The organism is Devosia marina (genome assembly GCF_009758415.1).
In the GTDB taxonomy this organism is placed as follows: domain Bacteria; phylum Pseudomonadota; class Alphaproteobacteria; order Rhizobiales; family Devosiaceae; genus Devosia; species Devosia marina.
Window position 1 is genome coordinate 1 of the sequence record NZ_WQRF01000002.1, and the last position, 19,014, is coordinate 19,014.

Consider the following 19,014-nt stretch of genomic DNA (forward strand, 5'->3'; position numbering starts at 1 on the left):
CCGGCCTCCGCATCGGCGACGCCTGCTCCCGTCTCTCCTCCACCAACGAACCCATCGGCTTTATCGCCGAAGCCGTCGGCTATCCCTCGCTGGCCAACTTCAACCGCCAGTTTAAAGCCCAGCGTGGAATGACGCCCCGGGCCTATAGGGCCATATTCCGTCACGCATCAACACAAAGCCGGCAAAATTAGCTTGCAGGAAACTCATGCCTGCACTCTGTCCAAACGGACTTACGATTTGGTTGCGGAACGGCAGGTTTCGGGTGATCACCAAATCGTCGCGGCCGCAATGGGGTTGCGTTTCTGCCAATCGGCAACGCGCCCATTTCTGCCGTTCAGTTTGCTTGGCAATTCGTGAAAGCTGCCATCCCGATTTAGTGATGAGTGTCATCGGAGGGCGGCTAGCGAACCGTTTCGACTTAGCCAGCAGCCTGAGAAAAATTATGCTGCCGGCTCGAAACCATCGTGATGCTCCAAGGCAGACTGACGAGCAGCGACCAAAGTCTCTTCAACGGACTCGCCACATTGGGACTTTTTGGCGGCGATTCACTTCTGCCGCTGCCGCAGCCGCTGTCGCCGATGACGACGTCCCGGCCCATGCCCGAATAACCTCGAGGCCCGGCTTCATCCGCTCGGTTCATTCACCGCTGGGTAAGTCGGAGAGATTTTCCTCTGCATACGTGGCGGCTTCATAAGCTCGGTGCCGGTGCGGGGTTAGCGCAGAATCTATGACTTCTGCTCTGCCGGCGACCTGAAAACTGCCGTCTGGCCTGCGACGGCATTCCAGCCCCACGGCATGGTGACGGAGATAAAGTGCTCCACCCAACTGCTGTCAGGGGCTGGGGGCCGGCCAACTTTGCCTGAACAAGCGCTGCACAAACTTGACATCAGATTTGTCCTAATCAATAGATGCGAACCAATGCGTCTCGGAGTGATGGCATGTCGCGCCTAAGAAACATTGATGCGGTGACACGGCATGGAGGTGCGCAGCTATTGCTGTGGTCAGCATTCTATTACCAGCTTCCCGCGCTTCTGCCTCTCATGAGGGACGCCGGATTGTCTCTCAACGGCCTAACGGGCGCCATTACAATTGCAGTCCTCGTCTGGGCAGCGCTCATTCCGGTGGGGGGGCGATTGGTCGACAAGGGCCATGGCATTGCCATGATGCGGATCGGCGGCGCACTTGGCGTTGGCCTAATTGTTCTGATGACGGTCGTACCGCATGGGGCCTTGCCGCTGGTGATTGTGGCGCTTGGCGTTCCCATGGCCGCCACGCTTTATGATCCGTGCTTTGCAATCATGTTGCGCACCACCGGTTTGGACGCCAGCCGAGCCATCACCACAGTGACCCTTATTGCCGGTCTTGCCACCTTGCTGACTTTTCCATTGGTCATGCTGGTCGCTACGATATGGCCGTGGCAAGGCGTGGTGCTGGTTTTTGCAGCCATCGCATTTCTGGGCGTCGCCAGCATCCCCGATTCCAGAAATGACAAGGCCCTAGCTCGGGTGGATGTCTCTTCGGCGGTGCGGCCGCCGCACCGAACGAAGATTAATGTGGCGCTGATCGCTGTGCCATTCGGGCTGGCGATGTTTTCCCACGCCGCATTGCTATTCCTACTTCCCCTGGCGTTGCTGCAAGTCAGCGGTGAGAACGGTTGGGCTCTGTACCTGCCGGCCATTCTCGGACCGGCCCAGATTGCCGGGCGGATGCTGTGGCGCCAAATGGCGCCCCGGAGCAAGCCCAGGGGCGCAGCGCGCGTCATGTTTGTGTTGTTCCTTTTGCCCCCCCTGGTCCTTCTGGTCGCGCCGTCGCACTGGATGGGCGTCCTGCTCGCGCTTCTCGTGCAGGGGGGGCTCTATGGCGTCCACACTGTCTTGCGCCCGCTGGTTGCGGCTGCCGTTCTGCCGAAATCCAGCCTCGGTCAAACTCTCGGCTCGGTTGCTACAATAGGTCTTCTGATGATGGCGGTGGCACCGGCCTTGGGGGGCGTTGTGATGCAAAATCTCGGCTATCAGGGGCTGATCGTCTCGCTTTTGGCAGTCAATCTGACCGCACTTGGCGTTGCCGTGATTGGGAAGTTTGAATCGCAAGGGAGAGCAAGATGGACCCAGTCGTAGTTGCGGGCGGTGCAATGACGCCGTTCAACCGACGCAAGGATGGTTCATCCTGGCGCGATTGGGCGAGAAACACCTTTGTGGCTGCTCTTGCCGACGCCGATTTAGAGCGGCAGGACATTGACGTCCTGATCGTCGCCAGCGAGAGCGACTTCTTCACCCTCCAGTTGAACCCGGCCAGCGTTCTGGCCGACGATCTGGCCCTTTTTGGCAAGCCGGTGATGCGCGTGGAAGGCGGCGGAGCTTCCGGGCACTTGGCGGTGCAGGCAGCCACTATGCAGGTGCTTTCCGGCCAGGCCGACCGTGTCGCGGTCGTTGGCGTCGAGGCGCTGGCGAGCCATTTGCCGGGTGCAACAGTATCAAAGCTCTACGGTCTCTCGTTTGACGCCTGGACCGACGGGATGATCGGAATCGACTCGACAGCGCTCTATGCGCTGTCTGCCATGGCGTTTCAGGCACGGACCGGGGCCAATGAGAACGACTTTGCCGCTGTTGCGGTGCGCAATCGCGACAATGCACGCCTCAATGAATTTGCCCATTTGCCTCTAGCAAGCAGCGTGGACGAGGTTCTCTCCTCCCCGATCATTGCGGCTCCCTACCACCGGCTCGACTGCTCGCCACTGAGCGATGGAGCAGCATGTATCATTCTGGGGCGTGGTTCGGGTCTGCCGGACGCTGCGCGCGATCGCGCCAGACTGGTGGGTATCGGAGCGGCCAATGATCGCGTCCGTCTGGGGGAGAGGAGCGATCCGGGCCACTTCGGCAGCAAGCGCATCGCCGCTGGGCGTGCCCTTGCCGGTGCCGGTTGGGCCCACACCGATATCGACATTGCCGAAGTCTATGACAGCTATTCGGGCGCCCAACTCCAGGCGATCGAAGGGCTCGGCCTGAGCGCAGACGTAATCGCCGATGAGCGTGCCGGGCGGTTTGATGCGCAGGGCGATCTGCCTATCAATCTTTCCGGCGGCCTGCTGGGGCAGGGTGCCCCGGTCGGGGCGACCGGGGTCGCGCAAGTGCTGGCAATCGCCCGCCAGCTTGAGGGCCGGTATTGGGGGCGTACGCCTTCCCGGACACCCCTCCGGGGTCTCGTCGATACGCATGGCGGCATCGCCACCTTGTGCGCGGTAAGTATTCTGGAGGCGCCATGAAACGCCAACTGACTTTAGAATATGCCTTCGAATTCGGCGCGCTGGAGCCGTACTACTCCGCAGTCGCCAGAGGAGTAGCGCTTGCCAGCGTGTGCGAGCAGTGCGGCTATGCGGCGTTTCCCGCCCGCATCCTCTGTCCGAAATGCGCGAGCAGTTACGTCAAATGGAAACCCCTATTGGGGCGCGCGCAAATCGTCCACCGCACGACGGGGGCCAAACACGAGTTTGCGCTCGTGCGGTTTGACGGCGCGGATACTCAAACGGTCGTGCGGCTGCACACCATTCCCCCTCACGCTTCGCACGGGTGGCTGATTGTCCCTCGCGACGACCTCATTGGCCTATGGCTGGGCGCGGCTGCGTCTGATGCCGGAAAGGAAGACTAGATGCTGAACGATCTAAATACCGAACAACTCGCCAAGATCGGTCTTGTGCGGGACGGAGCGGATCTGTCGATCAGCGTCCCCGATGACGCCAACATCTACGCCATGACGGTTGGCGCGCAGATGGCTGCAGGGAATGGCGAACGCGTCGCCATGATTTTCGAACAGCCTGATGGTGTGACCACATTGACCTTTGGCGAGGTCGACCGCGCAGCAACTGCCCTGGCGGCGTACCTGCGCGACCTGGGGCTTGGACGGGGCAGCCTTGTGGCCCTGCACACCGGCAACCGCCCCGAGACGGCAATTGCCCATATGGCAATCTGCAAGATAGGTGGTACTGCCGTAACCCTTTCGCAGCTCTATGGTCCGGATGCACTCGGCCACGCGCTCAACCACAGCCAAGCAAAATGCCTGCTGACCATTGAAAGGGCTTGGGCGCCGCTGCGCGGCAATGCCGCTGAGACCTTCACCCAACTCGAACACGTGCTGGTGGCCGAATCCGCGGGGCCGGAAGCAAACCTGACGGAGATACTTTCCGGATCCGCTCCGGCTGACTTCATTCTGGAGCTGACGGGTGCCAATGATCCGGCTCTGTTGATGTACACCTCCGGGTCGACCGGCATGCCCAAGGGGATTCTACATGGACACCGGGTGCTCGCCTCCTACCGGCCCTCGATCAATCTGTTTTTCAATCTGAGCCTTGAGGATGAGGATGCCGTGTATTTCTCTCCCTCTGACTGGGCGTGGGTTGGTGGTCTGCTCGATATGCTGTTTCCCGCATGGATGGCGGGCCGTCCAGTTGCGACTGCCGAAGCGCGTTTCAAGGCCGAGTGGGCCTACGAATTCATGGCGCGACACAAGGTCACCCACACCTTCCTGCCCCCCACTGCGATCAAGCGGCTAGCCGATACCGACAACCCGCGGAGCAAATATGATTTGTCGCTGCGCGTCATTTGCAGTGGCGGCGAAGCGCTAGCTGCAGAAACGCTCACTTGGGTGGAACGCGAGCTTGGTGCCGTGTGCAACGAGTTTTACGGGATGACCGAGGTCAACCATCTGATCGGCAATTGTCAGGCCCTCTACCCGCGCCGACCCGGCTCCATGGGACTGGCCTATCCGGGGCATGATGTCCGGTTGGTCAACGACAATGGTGTGGAAGTCGAACCCGGCCAGGAGGGCGAGATCGTCACGCGGGCGGACGCTCCCACCCGCTATCTCGGCTATCTGAAAAATGCCGAAAAGGAAGCCGAGTTGCGCCTGGGCGAATGGATGCGAACCTATGACCTGGCCGTTCGCGATGCCGATGGCTATTTCTGGTACAAGGGCCGCAGCGACGACCTGATTAAGTCATCGGGTTTCCGCATTGGCCCTGCCGAAATCGAAGAATGCCTGATTGCACATCCGGCCGTTGCTGAAGCGGCGGTGGTTGGCAAGCCCGACAAGGATCGTGGCAGCATCATCAAGGCCTTCGTGCAGCTGGCTCGCGGATTTGAGCAATCAAATGATCTCACCGAACAATTGCGCGAGCACGTACGTTCGCGCCTGGCACCTTACAAGGCGCCGCGTGAGATCGCTTATGTCGAGGGCTTCGAGATGACTTCGTCGGGCAAAATCAACCGAAAGAAGCTGCGTCAGGCAGAAATCGACGCCCATAAGCATTGACGTCACCAATTGGTACATACTAATCTGTAGCTATCAATTGGGAGGTCTCATGAAATTCGGCGTACATGCGGGGCTATGGCAACGCGCTTGGAGTGACGATCCGGCACCGATCATGAGCCGGGTCAAAGCACTTGGCTACCATGGGGTGGAGCTATCCCTGTTGGGGGTTGGCTTTGCTGACGCAGGAAAATTGCGAACCCTGTCGGACAATCTCGATCTCGCGCTCACCTGCTCCACGGGGCTGGGAGTCGGAGAGGACCCCGGTTCATCCGATCCCGAACGGCGTAGTGCAGCGATCAAAACCCTGACAGGGGCGGTGAAGACGGCTGGCGCAATGGGCGCACGCAACCTCTCAGGTGTCGTTGCCAGTCCCTGGGGCTATTTCGACCCAGCCCGCAAGGCCGAACGCGCCAAATACGCTTCCGAAACGCTCGCACAACTTGATGGTGTGTTGCGTGGAGAGGGCGTTGTTCTTGGAATTGAGGCGCTTAACCGATTTGAGTCCGACCTGACCAACACCGCTGCCGAGACCACGGCAATCGCGAAGGCAACTGGCAGCCAGAATATCGGGGTGCTGCTCGACACCTTTCATATGAATGTCGAGGAAAAGTCGCCCCCTGACGCGATTAACGAGACCGGAAAGGCGTTGGTGCACTTCCATATTTCCGAAAATGACCGCGGCGTTCCCGGTAGCGGCCAGTATGATTTTGGCGCAGCGGCGCAGGCGCTTTCCCGGATCGGCTATGACGGCTGGGTAGTGGCCGAGATGTTTGTCATGGCCGGGAATCCGGCCAGTGCTGATGTCAATATCTGGCGCAACATTGAAGCGGACCCCACCGAGGCGGCGCGGACCACACTGTCATTCATGCAAAGGACTTTCTCGCTATGACCGTTGCACAACAGTATTTTACGCGGTTGCTTGCCGCCATCGAGGCGCGGAAGGACGAGCTCGACGCGCTCGACGCAGCGCTGGGCGATGGCGATCACGGCACAACGATGCTGCGCGGCCTCACCAAGGCTGCGCAAGCCGAGTCGGGTATGGGCGCCAAGGCCTTCATGCGCGCTTCGGGCGGGGCAGCAGGCACGCTGTTCGGTCTAGTACTGATTGCCATCGAGAGACACCTCATCTCTGACGCAGACCTGCCCTCCGAACTGGCGCTTGCCGAAGCCCGCATATGCGACCTGGGTCAGGTAAAACCCGGCGACAAGAGCATGATAGATGCGCTCTCCCCCGCCGTCGCGGCGTTCAATGGTGGTAATCTGGATGCCGCTATTGAGGCGGCGCGGCAAGGATGCCAGGCGACTATCGCGCTTGATGCCCGCAGGGGCCGTGCCCAGTATGTCGAGGGCAAGGGCAGGGGGCATCAGGACCCCGGTGCAACCTCAATCTTAATCCTGTTTGAAGTACTTCGCGAAACCCGGGAAAGCCAATGACCAAGCTCTTCAACTCGCAGGAGACCATGGTCGACGACATGATCGACGGCTTCGTTTCCGCATTTCCACAAGTCGAACGCGGCAAGATTGACCCGCGTGTCGTCGTTCGCAGCCGGGCTCGCAAGAACCCCGACGAAAAGGTCACCATGCTGATTGGCAATGGCTCGGGACACGAACCCATAGCCATGGGCTTTGTTGGTGAAGGCCTGCTGGACGCCAATGTGGTTGGGGATGTCTTTGCCGCCCCCTCGGCGGATCTTATCCTCGATGGCATCCGCGAAGTAAACGGCGCTGCGGGAACGCTCCTTTTGATCTCGCAGCACTCCGGCGACGTGATCAACGGCCGCGCGGCCATCATGCTCGCTGAAGACGAGGAGCTCAATGTCCGGGGCCTCTTGATGTACGACGATGTCGCCTCGGCGCCGCCCGAACGGCGCCAGGATCGGCGCGGCGCTCCCGGTACCATGTTCATCTACAAGATCCTTGGTGCGGCCGCAGAAGCAGGGCTGGAACTTAATGGTCTGGTGGCGCTGGGTGAAGCGGTGCGCGACCGCACGGTAAGCCTTTCGGCGGCCATTTCCCCTGGCATCTCTCCGCTGACGGGCAAGCCGATGTTCAAGCTGCCCGAAGGCGAAATCTTCATCGGCATGGGCGTGCATGGCGAGCCCGGCGCGGGTCGGATGCCACATGGGCCTGTCGGCAAGCTGGTCCGGACCATTGTCGACAAGCTGCTAGAGGACCGGCCCATAGCTGAGGGTGGCCGCGCTGCCGTCATCATCAATGGCATGGGCGGTACCACCCTGATGGAGCTGTACACGATCTGGAATGAGACCAGCAAAGCTTTGGCGGCACAGGGGGTCGAGGCGATTGCTCCGATGGTGGGCAGTTTCGTGACCACCCAGGAAATGGGCGGCTTTTCCATCTCTCTGCTCGAGCCGACAGACCAAATGCTGGCCTATTGGTGTGAACCTTCCGACAGCCCGGCCTTCCCCGCAATCTCATTGCTGACCCAGGAGGCAAAGTCGTGATGCCCGCTCCATTCAAACCCCATGAGCCCATCCGCGGCGTAGCCGTCGATCAGGGCAGTGGCCTGGCTGCAGCAATTGCCGCAGCGCGCGGCGCAGATGCGCGTGATGATGACCTGGAGACCTTCAAGCGGATTGTCGTGGAAACTGCCAGCCCTGTAGCTACGACCCTTTTGGTCGACTCCACCTACGGGGCGCATTTGCTGCCGCTCATGGCGCCGCCCTGCATTCCCATGCTGGCTTTCGAAGCCGACGTTTATCACATTGCTGACGAGGACCGGATCACTCGTCTGCCCGATAACCTCACCGTGGAACAGTTTCCGACGCTCGGCGCGCCTGTCCTGAAATTCTTCCTGTACTATGGCCCCAATGATCCTGCCGAACTGAACCAGCGCAAGTTCGATCTTGTGCGCTCCATAGGTGATCGCTGCAGGGCACAGGGCACCACGTTCCTTTTTGAACCAATCGTCTATGACCGCGCCGTTTCCGATGGCGCCTCGAAGGAATACGCGCTTCTCAAGCCCGAGCTCGTTCGTCGTGCCGTCGAGGATTTTGTCAATCCGGACTACAAGATCGACATCCTCAAGATTGAGATCCCGGTTACGCTCGAATTTGTCGAGGGCTTCGGGACACCCGCCATGAGCCGTCGCGACGCAGAAGCCGCGGTAGTGGATGTATCCAACGCGGCGGGCGACATGCCCTTTGTCTATCTCAGCGCCGGGGTGACCTACGAGCGGTTTGTCGAAGGCTTGAAGTTCTGCAAGTCCAGCTCCGGCAAGGCGGCAGGCTACATGTGTGGTCGCGCGCTTTGGAGCGATGCCATCGGCATTTTCGGATCAGAGGGCGCAAACGCCATGGCGCGCTGGATGGAAACAACCGGCCGCGACCGGCTGGCGGGCATGAACGAGGCCATCGCATGACCATGCTGGAGCTAAACCCAGAAGTTTCCGATTTTCTGGCTTCGGTCCAGGGGCTGCGCATTGGCGCTGAGCAGGTTCAGGCTCGCGAAACCCTTGAGGTTCTCAACCCCTCCACCGAGGAGCATCTTGCGCGAGTTGCCTGCGGCGATGCCGACCATATCGACGCCGCAGTCGATGCAGCCCGCAAGGCGCTTTCCGGCCCCTGGGGCACCATGTCCAGCCACGATCGCGGTGTGCTGATCTGGCGCTTGGCTGACGCGATCGAGGCCCGCAAGGACATCTTCGGGCAGTTGGACGCGCTCGACAACGGCAAGCCCTTTGCAAAGGCGCGTGACGTCGATGCGATCTATTCCGCCCGCCATTTCCGCTATTTCGCCGGCTGGGCCAGCAAGATCGAAGGGCGCACTATTCCTGTCTCGGATCCAGGCCGTTTCAATTACACCCGTGTGGAGCCAGTCGGCGTGTGCGGATTGATCACGCCATGGAATTATCCGACGCTGATGGTAGCCTGGAAGCTGGCGCCGGCCCTGGCAGCTGGCAATACCATCGTTCTCAAGCCTGCAGAGCAGACGCCGCTCAGTGCTCTGTATCTCGCCGATCTGGCGCTTGAAGTTGGCTTCCCGCCCGGCGTACTCAACGTCGTGCCCGGTCTTGGCGCGGGCGCGGGTGCTGCCTTGGCGGGTCACAAGGGTATCGACAAGATCGGCTTCACCGGTTCGACCGAAACCGGTCGGCGGATCGTCGCCGCTTCGACGGGAAATCTCAAAAAGGTATCGCTCGAGCTCGGTGGCAAGGCTGCCAACATCATATTCCCCGACGCGGAAATTGAAGCCGCGATAGAGGGCTCGTTCTGGGCGCTGTTCGGAAACAACGGGCAATCGTGCACGGCGGGCGCTCGGCTCTTTGTGCACAGCTCCATTCGCGATCAGGTTGTCGCCGGTCTGGCGAGGCGGGCCAATGCGCTTTCGGTTGGCCCGGGGATGGATTCGGAATCCCATGATCTGGGCCCCGTCATCTCCCAGCAGCAGATGGACAAAGTTCTTTCCTATGTCGGGCAGGGGCAGGCCGAGGGTGCGCAGTGCGTTGCCGGCGGCAAGCGCGTCCGCAACGCCGGGTACTTCGTCGCTCCGACCGTGCTCGATGGAGTAACCGATACCATGTCGGTCGCGAGGGAAGAGATTTTCGGACCCGTCATGGCAGTGCTTTCGTTTGACGATGAAGCTGAGGTGCTCGCGCGCGCCAACAATACCGATTTCGGTCTGGCCGCCGGCCTTTGGACCAATGACGTGTCTCGAGCCCACCGGATGGCGGCTCGGCTGCAGGCTGGTACGATCTGGGTCAACACCTGGGGCGATACGGACGCAGCGTCACCCTTCGGCGGGATGAAACAAAGTGGATATGGCCGTGAAATGGGCCAAGAGGCGATCGCGCTGTACTCACAAACCAAGAGCGTATGGCTCGGTCTCAAGGAATCTGATTTGATCTAATCAATTTGTTTTTCTTGAAAGGGTGACCAGGTGACGACCAAGTCCATTCCAAAATACCAGTCGGTGCACGACGAAGTACTCAACAGGCTCGAATCCGGCATGTATTCGATCGGAACGCGCCTGCCGACAGAGGAAGCACTCGCCACGGCGTTCGACGTAAGCCGCGTGACCGTGCGCAAGGCGCTCGATATGCTGGTGCAGTCTGGATACATTACCGCGCGCCAGGGCAGCGGCTATGTCGTCTCGACGCTTTCGCCACCATCTTCGACCTGTCTTGTCTCGTTCACCGATCAGGTAATCCGCGAGGGGCGGATGCCCGGGGCAAAGCTTTTGGGTATCGAAGCGCCCGCGACGTCGGTGCCGCCCGAAGTTGCCGCTCTGTTTGATAGCGAACTGACGCTCATCCGTCGGTTGCGAACTGTCGACGGCGCACCCGTCATGCTTGTTCGCACCTGGGTGCCCAGCCATCTGGTGGATGGCATCAGCGCCGAAGACCTTCCCGAAACGGGTCAGGATCAATCCATCCTGCGAATTCTCGGGCGTAGGTTCAAGATGCAGTGGACGCGCGCATGCGAAGTGATCAGCTCGCTGGTCGCGGATTCCGAAATCGCTGAACTTTTAGCCGTCAAGCCAAATGCGCCCATTCTCTCGCAGGCCTGCACCGCGTTCGACGAGGACCAGAAGCCTGTCTTCTACGATCAGGTCTTCCGGCAGTCGCCCATAACCTACAACCTCGACAAATCAGCCCCCACGCGAACAGCCGGAAACGCGGCAGGAATCTCTGCGCAATGACCTTCACCCTCGGCCTGATCAAAGCATCTTTGCCAAGCTACTTCCCGGAAAAGCATGGTGTTTTTGATCGGGCTGTGTCCGCTCTGGAAGGTCTTGCCGCGGAAGAGGGCGCCCGGTTGGTAGTTGCTCCCGACGTGCCGATGGATGGACACCAGGCGCGGGCGGCCATGAGCGCCGTCCTCTCGGAGGGCGCGGATTTTGTCATCCTGCTGCACGGCGGCTTCACGATGGGCGATGTCGCCCGGACGCTTGCCAGTTTTGATATGCCTCTGGGTTTCTGGGCGACGCCTGAGCCCAACCACGAAGGGGATATCCAGCTCAACAATTTCGTTTCGCTCAATATGAGCATGTCGATTGCCCGCGGTGTCCGCGATCTCGGCAAGTCTCCGGTCCGCTGGTACTTCGGCGCGCCGGACGACGCTGCGTTGCTGGGGCAGTGGCGCCAGTCGATCAAGGCTCTGACCATGTGCAAGGCCGTGCGCGGGTCGCGGGTTGGGGTTGTCGGTGGGCTGGCTCCGACCTTCTACAACATGGCCGTAGATCAAGACGCGCTGTTTTCGCGGCTCGGCGTTGAAGTCGAACATGTAGACATCCATCAGGTGACCCAGGCCATGCCTGGTTTTGCTGATGAACTGGTCGCGAAAGAATTGCGTGCCATGGCCGCTACTGCTGACGTGGATGGGGTGAACGAAGCTCAGATGGACCTGACTGCGCGCATGGTGCTGGCATTGCGCGAATTGGCACAGGCCAATCGCTATGACGCGCTGGCTGTGTCCGATTGGCCGGCCCTGCAGCAGGATCCTGGCTTTCATCCGGGCGCCGCTTTCAGCTGGCTGGAAGAGCATGACGCCATCCCGGTCGCCTCGGAAGGTGATATTATGGGAGCGGTAACTCAGCTTGCCGTCAAATCCATGACAGGCAAGGTTGGTTGCCTGCTCGACATGACCTCGCCGCAGCTCACGCAGGATCGGATCCTGATGTGGCATGGCGGTGGGGGGCCGCTTCATCTCGCCGAAGGGCGGGCGCGCTGGATCAATCACCCGATGATTGGTCGGGGCACCGAGCAAGGGCCGATCTACGGCGCGATCGCGGATTACTGTTTTGCCCTCGGCGCGGTGACGGTGCTCCGATTGGGGCGGAGTGGTGCCAGTCGCTTCAGCTTCGAAGCAGAGGTGGTAAAGGCACCGGAAACCGGATTTACCGGCTGCCGTGGCTGGGTTTCTCACTTCGCTGCAGATGGCCAAGCCCGCAGCGCATACGACGTTGTGGCGGCAGTTCTCGATCACGGCGTCGAGCACCACTTTGTCCTCGTGGCCGGCCATTGGGAACAGGTTCTGTCAGAGTTTGGCGAATGGTCCGGGCTCGTCACTTTGGGCATCAAAAAGCGCTAGGAATTTCGCCTTTCTCCTCGCCCACGAGGCGTTTGGAGTTGACACGTGGAATTTTTCGGCATTAATTTGTAGTATTGAATTGGATATAACCAATTCACACATAAGGGAGGGCACGCGTGACCGAAGTCCGGCTCAATGCGGTTCAAAAGCGATTTGGTGCCTTTACGGCAATCGAATCCATTGATCTCGATATCAAGTCCGGGGAGCTGGTTGCTCTTCTGGGGCCCTCCGGCTGCGGCAAGACGACAACGCTGCGCATGATTGCCGGGCTCGAAGCGCCGACAAAAGGAGAAGTTCTGTTCGACGGTCATGACGTTTCTGATGTCGCCGTTCAGAAGCGAAACGTCGGCATGGTCTTTCAGCGCTACGCGCTGTTTCCCCACATGACAGTCGAAAAGAACGTGACGTTCGGGCTCGATGTGCGGGGTCTCCCCAAGAAGGAGATTAGCGAACGACTTGAGGAGATTCTTGAGGTCGTTCAGCTCAACAAATTCCGCAAACGTTTCCCCGCGCAGCTGTCAGGCGGGCAGATGCAACGCGTTGCAATCGCGCGCACGCTGATCACCAAGCCCTCCGTTCTGATGATGGACGAGCCGCTGGCCAACCTCGACACAAAACTTCGTGGCGAGATGCGGCGCTTTATCCGCGACCTGCAGAAGCGTCTTGGCATCACTACCATCTTTGTGACTCACGATCAGGTCGAAGCCATGGAGCTGGCGGATCGCGTAGCGGTCATCTTCAACGGCAAGCTCGCCCAGTTTGGCGCCCCACAAGAGCTCTACCAGCAGCCCAATTCCACTGAGGTCGCCGACTTCATGGGGGCCAGCAACATCTTCAGTGCAAAGTTGGTGGCTGCCGATCGCGCCGAAACATCCTTTGGAACCATTGATATCATGTCTCAGCCCGGCCTTAAGCCTGGCAACGATGTGTATGTGATGCTGCGCAGCGAAGGTATCGACCTCTACCCCGAATCCGAGGCGCCCCAAGGTGCCCAAAATCTGATCTCTGGCAAGATCAAGGCGCGCGAGTTCTTCGGTGCGTCTGTTCAGTATGTCGTCGGTGCTGGAGAGGACATCACCGTCGCCGAGCAGTCCCGTCGTCTGCTTGACGTGGGGCAGCCAGTTGTTCTCTCGGTCCAACCGGACCGGGTGTGGACTATCGCCCGCTAGCAATAGGGGTGACGACTAGAAACGATTGTTTTTCAAGAGGAGGAAATTCAAAATGCGTAAACTGGCACTAGGCGTCTCAATCGCTGCAATGCTCGCAGCCGGCGCCGCACAGGCAGAGGATCCGGCCGCTACCGAATTCCGCGAGAATTTTCTCGCCGGGGACCTCGAATGGTCAGCCGTGACCGAGCGTGCTCAATCCGAAGGCACCGTGAACCTCTACTATTGGGGTGGTAGCGATCCACTCAACGTATGGATGGACAGTGTCGTCGCTCCGGCAATGTTGGAGTTGGGCGTGACCCTCAACCCCGTTCGTATCACCGGCACCAAGGACGCCGTCGACCTGGTTTTGGCCGAGCTTGGTTCCGGCAAGATGGTCGGCGAAGGCAGCGTCGACGCGATCTGGCTCAACGGGGAGAACTTTTCGACCCTCAAAAAACAAGACGCTCTGTTTGGGGCCTTCGCGCCGCTGTTGCCGAACGCAACAAACATCGAGTGGGATGAAAGCGACCCCCGCTCGCTGCTCAATCTGCGCGATTTCGGTGTGCTCACCGATGGAGCGGAAGTCCCCTGGTCCGGCGAGCAGTATGTTTGCGCCGTGAACACGGATCGTGTGAGCGCCGATGAGGTACCTCACACATTCGAAGAAATGCGGAGCTACCTCGAAGCTAACCCCGGCAAATTCATCTACGTCAAGCCGCCGCACTACCTCGGCAACACCTTCGTGCAGGAAGCGATTTATGCGCACAATCCCGATGGTACCGGCGCTGAACCGTTCCAGCAGTCGCTGGACGAATTGGGCGCAGCCGAACTGGCGCGTCTGATCACTCCTGGTCTGGACTACCTCAAGAACCTCGAGCCTCTGCTTCTCGGCGGTGACAGTGGCACGCCGCGCTATCCTGAAGATCCCAACGCGCTGGACGGGTTGTTCCTCAATGGTGAGGTCAATTTCAACTGCAAGTTCGGCCTTTATGCAGTGTCCACCGGCCTCAGCCAAGGAACCTATCCTGAAGGAGCCCAGGAGTTCGTGTTTCCAGAAGGCAACATGATCAAGAACAAGAACTACCTGGCCATCCCGGCCAATGCGCCCAATCCGGCGGCGGCTCTGGTCTTGGCCGATTACATGACGACCGTTGAAGCGCAGATCTCCAAGCTTGAGTTCACCGGCATGCCAGCGGGTATCGATCCGTGGCTGCTTAGCGAGGAAGACGCTGCAGCGCTTGCTGCCGCCTCGCCGGGCCACACAGGGGTCGATGCTTCCGAGCTCGACGCGAACATCGCGCCCGATACCAACGCAACCCTGGTCGATGTAATCGAAGCCACCTGGCTTGAGTACATCGAACGCGACAGCACGGACTCGATCGAAACGATTGTGACCCGCGCCGCGGAAAATCTGAACCAGTAAGCGCAATTTGGTGGCCCGGCGCGGGCCGGGCCACCTGTCTCTAATTTGTCCCGGAAGTTTGATATGGCACGCTCCCACGACAGCGCACTGAAGGAAAGAATGTGGCTCTGGCTGCAGCTTTCCCCGGTCTTGCTCATCCTTGCCGTGCTCTTTGGTGGCGCTCTGGTGCTTGCCGTCGTGCAGTCTCTGGGGTTCGCCCCCTGGTTCGGGGTCAACACGTTCCCGAGCTTCCAATATTTCGGTGCGTTGTGGGGCTCTGTCTCCTTCTGGCAATCGCTCTGGCTGACGCTTTATTACGCGACCGTCTCAACGGTGATTGCCTTGGTCATGGGGATCGCGCTTGCCTTGGCTCTGGTGCGCACTTTTCCGGGCAAACATCTCTACAAATACGTCTATAAGCTCCCGCTGATGATCCCCTATACGGTGGGCATTGCCCTGGCCGTAATCATGTTGGGCAACGGCGGCATGATTTCGCGACTGGCCTCGTTCTTCGGCTTTATTTCTGATCCCTCCCATTTTCCGCAGATCCTCAAGACCCATGCCGGCTGGGGCATCATTGCGGTCTATGTCTGGAAGCAGGTTCCCTTTATCACCCTGGCGATCTATGCGGTGATGCTCGGCATTGGCCGGGAAACCGAAGAGGCAGCGGCCATTCTTGGCGCCAACCGCTGGCAGATCCTGTCTCAGGTCACGCTGCCCCAGATCATGCCCGGTGTCGTTTCATCCACCCTGATCTGCTTTGCCTTCAATGTCGGGGCTTTCGAAGCACCGTTCATCCTGGGCGGCGGGTTCCCCGACACCTTGCCGGTCGTTGCCTGGCGCTACTTCAACGATGCTGACTACACGCTGCAATTGCAAGGTATGGCCACCGTGGTTTCCATTGCTCTGGTCGCTGGCATCATCTTGTTCTCATACCTGGCTATCTATCGCCGCTTTGAACGCAAGATCGGGAGAAACTGATGGCCCGCAAATTTTCAAACACTGCGCTGAACAATCAGCTCTCAGGCTTCCAGAAGGTCTATCTGATCCTCATCGTCGGGTTCATTCTGGGGCCGTTCCTGCCGCTGATCATCCAGAGCCTGGCGTTCCGTTGGGCATGGCCCGACCTGCTGCCCGGCACCTGGTGGATGGAGCAGCGTGAAGTCTCCAGAATGCCGCTTGCCTGGGACTATGTGCTCTCGCCCTATAGCCGCATTCTCGAGGCAACGATCAACACCGTGGTGATCGGCAGCATCGTGACCGTGATCTGCCTTGCCATATGCCTTCCGGCAGCGCGGGTGCTGGCCCGAGAAAGCTTTCGTGGCAAATCGGGCTTTGAGTTCTTCCTGTCCCTGCCACTGATCGTGCCCGAGGCCGCTATCGGTATCGCTTTGCTGATGATCTTCATTCGCATGGGCATCGCGGGTAGCTATCTCGGCATCATCATCGCCCATTTGATCCCGACCATTCCCTACATGATCCGCATGCTGACGGCGGTCTACCAGGGACTGGGCAAGGATTTCGAGGAGCAGGCGATGATCTTGGGCGCAAGCCGGTGGCAGGTGCTGCGGCTGGTCACGCTGCCCATGTTGCTGCCGGGCGTGGTCGCGGGTGCCTTGTTCACCTTCCTCGTGTCCACCAACATCTTCCTGCTCACCTTTTTCTTGGGGCAGGGCAAGATCATCACCCTGCCAACGCTCCTGTTTTCTAAGATTTCGGGCGGAACCCTCGATGCGTCTGCTGCTGGCATCACGCTGATCGTGACCCTGCCAGGTGTAATTTTGCTCATCATTTCCGAACGGTTCATCAAGGAAGAAGCTTTCGGCAAGGGCTTCGGAAACTAGGATTTCCACTATGCTAGACCAACACGTGCTCGCGCGCTTCCCCAAGCTTGCCGCTGAGCTGTACCAGAGCCTGCTTACCCATCCGGGGCACTCGGCCCGCGTGATCATCGACACCGACACGGCTAATGAAATCGACGACCAGTATGCGTTGGCCTGGGCCTTGCTCTCACCCGACCGCGTGCGGCTGGAAGGGGTGACGGCGGTGCCATTCTCCTTCGCCCATCACAAGGACGACCTCATTCGCTCGGTTGCCATTCTAAAGCGCGGCGGCCCGGAAAATCCTGACGAAGAAAAGTTCATGGGAGGGTTGGCCGGCTGGGCGCAGCGCATGGTCGATGCTGGGCGCGATCCCAACGAAACACTGTTCACGCTCCCCAAGGAGGGAGCCGAGCTTTCCTACCAGGAAATCCTCCGCGTCTTTGAAAAGTGTGGTGTAGACCACGAGGGTAAGGTTCATCGCGGGTCTCCCGGTTACCTTGAAAACCTGGACGCTCCGCTCGATACTCCCGCCGCCCGCTTCATTATCGAGAGCGTCCGCCGCCGCGAAGATGGCCCCGTCTATGTGCTGGCCATGGGAGCGCTGACAAACATCGCTTCCGCCTTGCTGATGGCGCCCGATATCATCGACAACATGGTTGTCGTCTGGACCGCCGGTTTCCCGACCTATGCGCCATTTTCCAACGAGCCATCGCTCAATTTGGTACAGGACCGGCTTTCCTCGCGCCTGCTTTTTGACTGTGGCGTGCCGCAGGTCTATCTGCCGGGCTATCACGTTGGCGCCCAGTTGAAGATTTCACTTCCGGAAATGGAGCGCTTTGTAAAAGGGCATGGGGCAATCGGCGATTACTTGCACCAGCTTTACACCAAAAATCCGCTGCACGAGATGTTCGCCATCACTGGGGCCGAAGCAAAGACCTGGGTGATATGGGACATAATCAATGTCGCTTGGCTCCTGGATCCGGCCTACGTGTCTACATTCGATACGCATTCGCCCATCCTGGATACGGACCTTTACTGGCGCCAAGACAGTTCGAGGCACCCCATGGTTGAGGCCTATGACCTCAACCGCGATGCGATCTTTGAGGATTTCTATAGCTGCCTGACCAAGGCCCCCTGATAGACCCCAGGTTCGAAATCGGAATGCGTCAACATTACGGATCCATGTTCGGAAAGCGATAGGCGATAGCATGACCATAACCGATCTGTGCCAGCTCATGCTGGTCGCAGGCGCGGCCGCCTATCTGCAGACTCTCACTGGGTTTGCCTTTGGCCTGGTGATGATGGGCGCAGTAGCCCTCCTTGGCCTCACCTCCCTTGCAGACGCTGCAATTATCGTTGGCATCCTGTCAGTGGTGAACTCCATCCACATCCTCATCAGAGGCTGGCGGGATGTTGCCTGGCATGAATTCTGGCTGGTGGTCGGCCCGTCGCTTGCCGCAACGATCGTCGGCTATGCGATGCTGGAAAGTGTCGCTGCTTCGAACCTCGCTGTCTTGCAACTTATCCTTGGGTGGGTGATCATCGCGGCCGCAGCCCAGCTGGTTTCAAAGCCCCAGCCTCTGAACATCAGGTCATCAGCGTCACGGTTCATTGTGGCCGGGGCAGCGGGCGGCCTTCTGGGAGGGCTTTTTGCCACGGCAGGGCCACCGCTGGTCTATTTATTCTATCGCCAGCCCATGGCGATCACGAGCATTCGGGTGACACTTGTCCTAGTGTTCGCGGTCGGGATCCTTTTTCGGACCACATTGGTCGTTGCGACGGGAGGCTTTCCCTTTGTCGCTGTGTTGTGGAGCTTGCTGGCGGTCCCAGTGATACTCGCCGCTACAGAGATCGCGCATCGATGGCCGCCCGCTATGTCACCCAAATCCTTCCGCCGGCTGACATTCGGCCTTCTCCTCGCGTCAGGGCTCAGCCTGAGCCTGAAGGCGCTGATCTAGCGGTCTCCTATATTACGTTCAGACACCTCGCACTGAAACACACTTCAGCATTGCTTTCCCTGAGCATTGGGGTTGGCCCCAGTTGCTCTCCCGATACGCAAACCACGTAGCCAGCATTTCAATAGCAGTCCCAAACGGTGCAGTAGCGGACCATCGTCGATGCGCGCCAAACTGGTCATTTATACAGTCCTTGCGCCCTGCCTATTGCCGTCGGTCCGCTTTGTTCGACTTCGATCACCGTTCTCTATGGGCCGTTGGGCAGATTGGTCGGCTCATTCGTCTCGGCGTTCTAGCGTGGGCCAGGCACGCCGTTCACTATCGCGACCCCGC

Annotated in this window: 18 protein-coding genes; all 18 read left to right on the forward strand. The window is 59.6% G+C overall.

The annotated features are described in order from the left end of the window. Positions 1 to 191: helix-turn-helix domain-containing protein (locus GO014_RS07725; protein WP_157289858.1), on the forward strand; the 191-nt coding region annotated here is incomplete at its 5' end. Positions 192 to 938: 747 nt separating this feature from the next. Then, positions 939 to 2,117: an MFS transporter gene (locus GO014_RS07730; protein WP_343030851.1), complete on the forward strand. Its 1,179-nt coding sequence runs from the start codon at positions 939 to 941 to the stop codon at positions 2,115 to 2,117. After that, positions 2,102 to 3,262, forward strand: coding sequence for a thiolase family protein (locus GO014_RS07735; RefSeq protein WP_157289860.1), 1,161 nt, complete (start codon positions 2,102 to 2,104; stop codon positions 3,260 to 3,262). Before GO014_RS07730 ends, GO014_RS07735 begins: the two co-directional genes overlap by 16 nt. Continuing rightward, positions 3,259 to 3,645: a zinc ribbon domain-containing protein gene (locus GO014_RS07740; RefSeq protein ID WP_157289861.1), complete on the forward strand. Its 387-nt coding sequence runs from the start codon at positions 3,259 to 3,261 to the stop codon at positions 3,643 to 3,645. Before GO014_RS07735 ends, GO014_RS07740 begins: the two co-directional genes overlap by 4 nt. Further along, positions 3,646 to 5,304 carry an acetate--CoA ligase gene (locus GO014_RS07745; RefSeq protein ID WP_157289862.1) on the forward strand — a complete coding sequence of 553 codons (1,659 nt, stop codon included), beginning with the start codon at positions 3,646 to 3,648 and terminating at the stop codon, positions 5,302 to 5,304. Positions 5,305 to 5,353: 49 nt separating this feature from the next. Next, positions 5,354 to 6,193 (forward strand): sugar phosphate isomerase/epimerase family protein, encoded by an 840-nt coding sequence (locus GO014_RS07750; RefSeq protein ID WP_116588741.1) that lies wholly within the window; start codon positions 5,354 to 5,356, stop codon positions 6,191 to 6,193. After that, positions 6,190 to 6,738 (forward strand): DAK2 domain-containing protein, encoded by a 549-nt coding sequence (locus GO014_RS07755; protein ID WP_116588742.1) that lies wholly within the window; start codon positions 6,190 to 6,192, stop codon positions 6,736 to 6,738. Before GO014_RS07750 ends, GO014_RS07755 begins: the two co-directional genes overlap by 4 nt. Next, positions 6,735 to 7,766 carry a dihydroxyacetone kinase subunit DhaK gene (locus GO014_RS07760; RefSeq protein WP_157289863.1) on the forward strand — a complete coding sequence of 344 codons (1,032 nt, stop codon included), beginning with the start codon at positions 6,735 to 6,737 and terminating at the stop codon, positions 7,764 to 7,766. The genes GO014_RS07755 and GO014_RS07760 overlap by 4 nt, the downstream gene beginning before the upstream one ends. After that, entirely contained in the window at positions 7,766 to 8,683 is a 918-nt protein-coding gene (locus GO014_RS07765; protein WP_157289864.1) for a tagatose 1,6-diphosphate aldolase, read from the forward strand. Before GO014_RS07760 ends, GO014_RS07765 begins: the two co-directional genes overlap by 1 nt. Continuing rightward, positions 8,680 to 10,170, forward strand: a complete 1,491-nt coding sequence (locus GO014_RS07770) for an aldehyde dehydrogenase family protein (protein ID WP_157289865.1) — start codon at positions 8,680 to 8,682, stop codon at positions 10,168 to 10,170. The genes GO014_RS07765 and GO014_RS07770 overlap by 4 nt, the downstream gene beginning before the upstream one ends. Before the next feature lie 30 nt (positions 10,171 to 10,200). Continuing rightward, positions 10,201 to 10,962 carry a UTRA domain-containing protein gene (locus GO014_RS19525; RefSeq protein ID WP_157289866.1) on the forward strand — a complete coding sequence of 254 codons (762 nt, stop codon included), beginning with the start codon at positions 10,201 to 10,203 and terminating at the stop codon, positions 10,960 to 10,962. After that, positions 10,959 to 12,353 (forward strand): L-fucose/L-arabinose isomerase family protein, encoded by a 1,395-nt coding sequence (locus GO014_RS07780; protein WP_157289867.1) that lies wholly within the window; start codon positions 10,959 to 10,961, stop codon positions 12,351 to 12,353. Before GO014_RS19525 ends, GO014_RS07780 begins: the two co-directional genes overlap by 4 nt. A 116-nt stretch (positions 12,354 to 12,469) precedes the next feature. Then, positions 12,470 to 13,522 carry an ATP-binding cassette domain-containing protein gene (locus GO014_RS19530; RefSeq protein WP_157289868.1) on the forward strand — a complete coding sequence of 351 codons (1,053 nt, stop codon included), beginning with the start codon at positions 12,470 to 12,472 and terminating at the stop codon, positions 13,520 to 13,522. Between the two features lie 52 nt (positions 13,523 to 13,574). Then, positions 13,575 to 14,924 (forward strand): ABC transporter substrate-binding protein, encoded by a 1,350-nt coding sequence (locus tag GO014_RS07790; protein ID WP_157289869.1) that lies wholly within the window; start codon positions 13,575 to 13,577, stop codon positions 14,922 to 14,924. A 63-nt stretch (positions 14,925 to 14,987) separates the two neighbouring features. Continuing rightward, positions 14,988 to 15,884 (forward strand): ABC transporter permease, encoded by an 897-nt coding sequence (locus GO014_RS07795; RefSeq protein ID WP_157289870.1) that lies wholly within the window; start codon positions 14,988 to 14,990, stop codon positions 15,882 to 15,884. Continuing rightward, positions 15,884 to 16,747, forward strand: a complete 864-nt coding sequence (locus tag GO014_RS07800; RefSeq protein ID WP_207785236.1) for an ABC transporter permease — start codon at positions 15,884 to 15,886, stop codon at positions 16,745 to 16,747. Before GO014_RS07795 ends, GO014_RS07800 begins: the two co-directional genes overlap by 1 nt. Before the next feature lie 10 nt (positions 16,748 to 16,757). After that, a complete protein-coding gene (locus GO014_RS07805; protein ID WP_157289871.1) occupies positions 16,758 to 17,864 on the forward strand; it encodes a nucleoside hydrolase in 1,107 nt (368 codons plus the stop codon). Between the two features lie 70 nt (positions 17,865 to 17,934). After that, the gene (locus GO014_RS07810) at positions 17,935 to 18,684 is read left to right on the forward strand and encodes a TSUP family transporter (RefSeq protein ID WP_157289872.1); all 750 of its coding nucleotides are present in this window, start codon (positions 17,935 to 17,937) and stop codon (positions 18,682 to 18,684) included. Positions 18,685 to 19,014 lie beyond the last annotated feature (330 nt).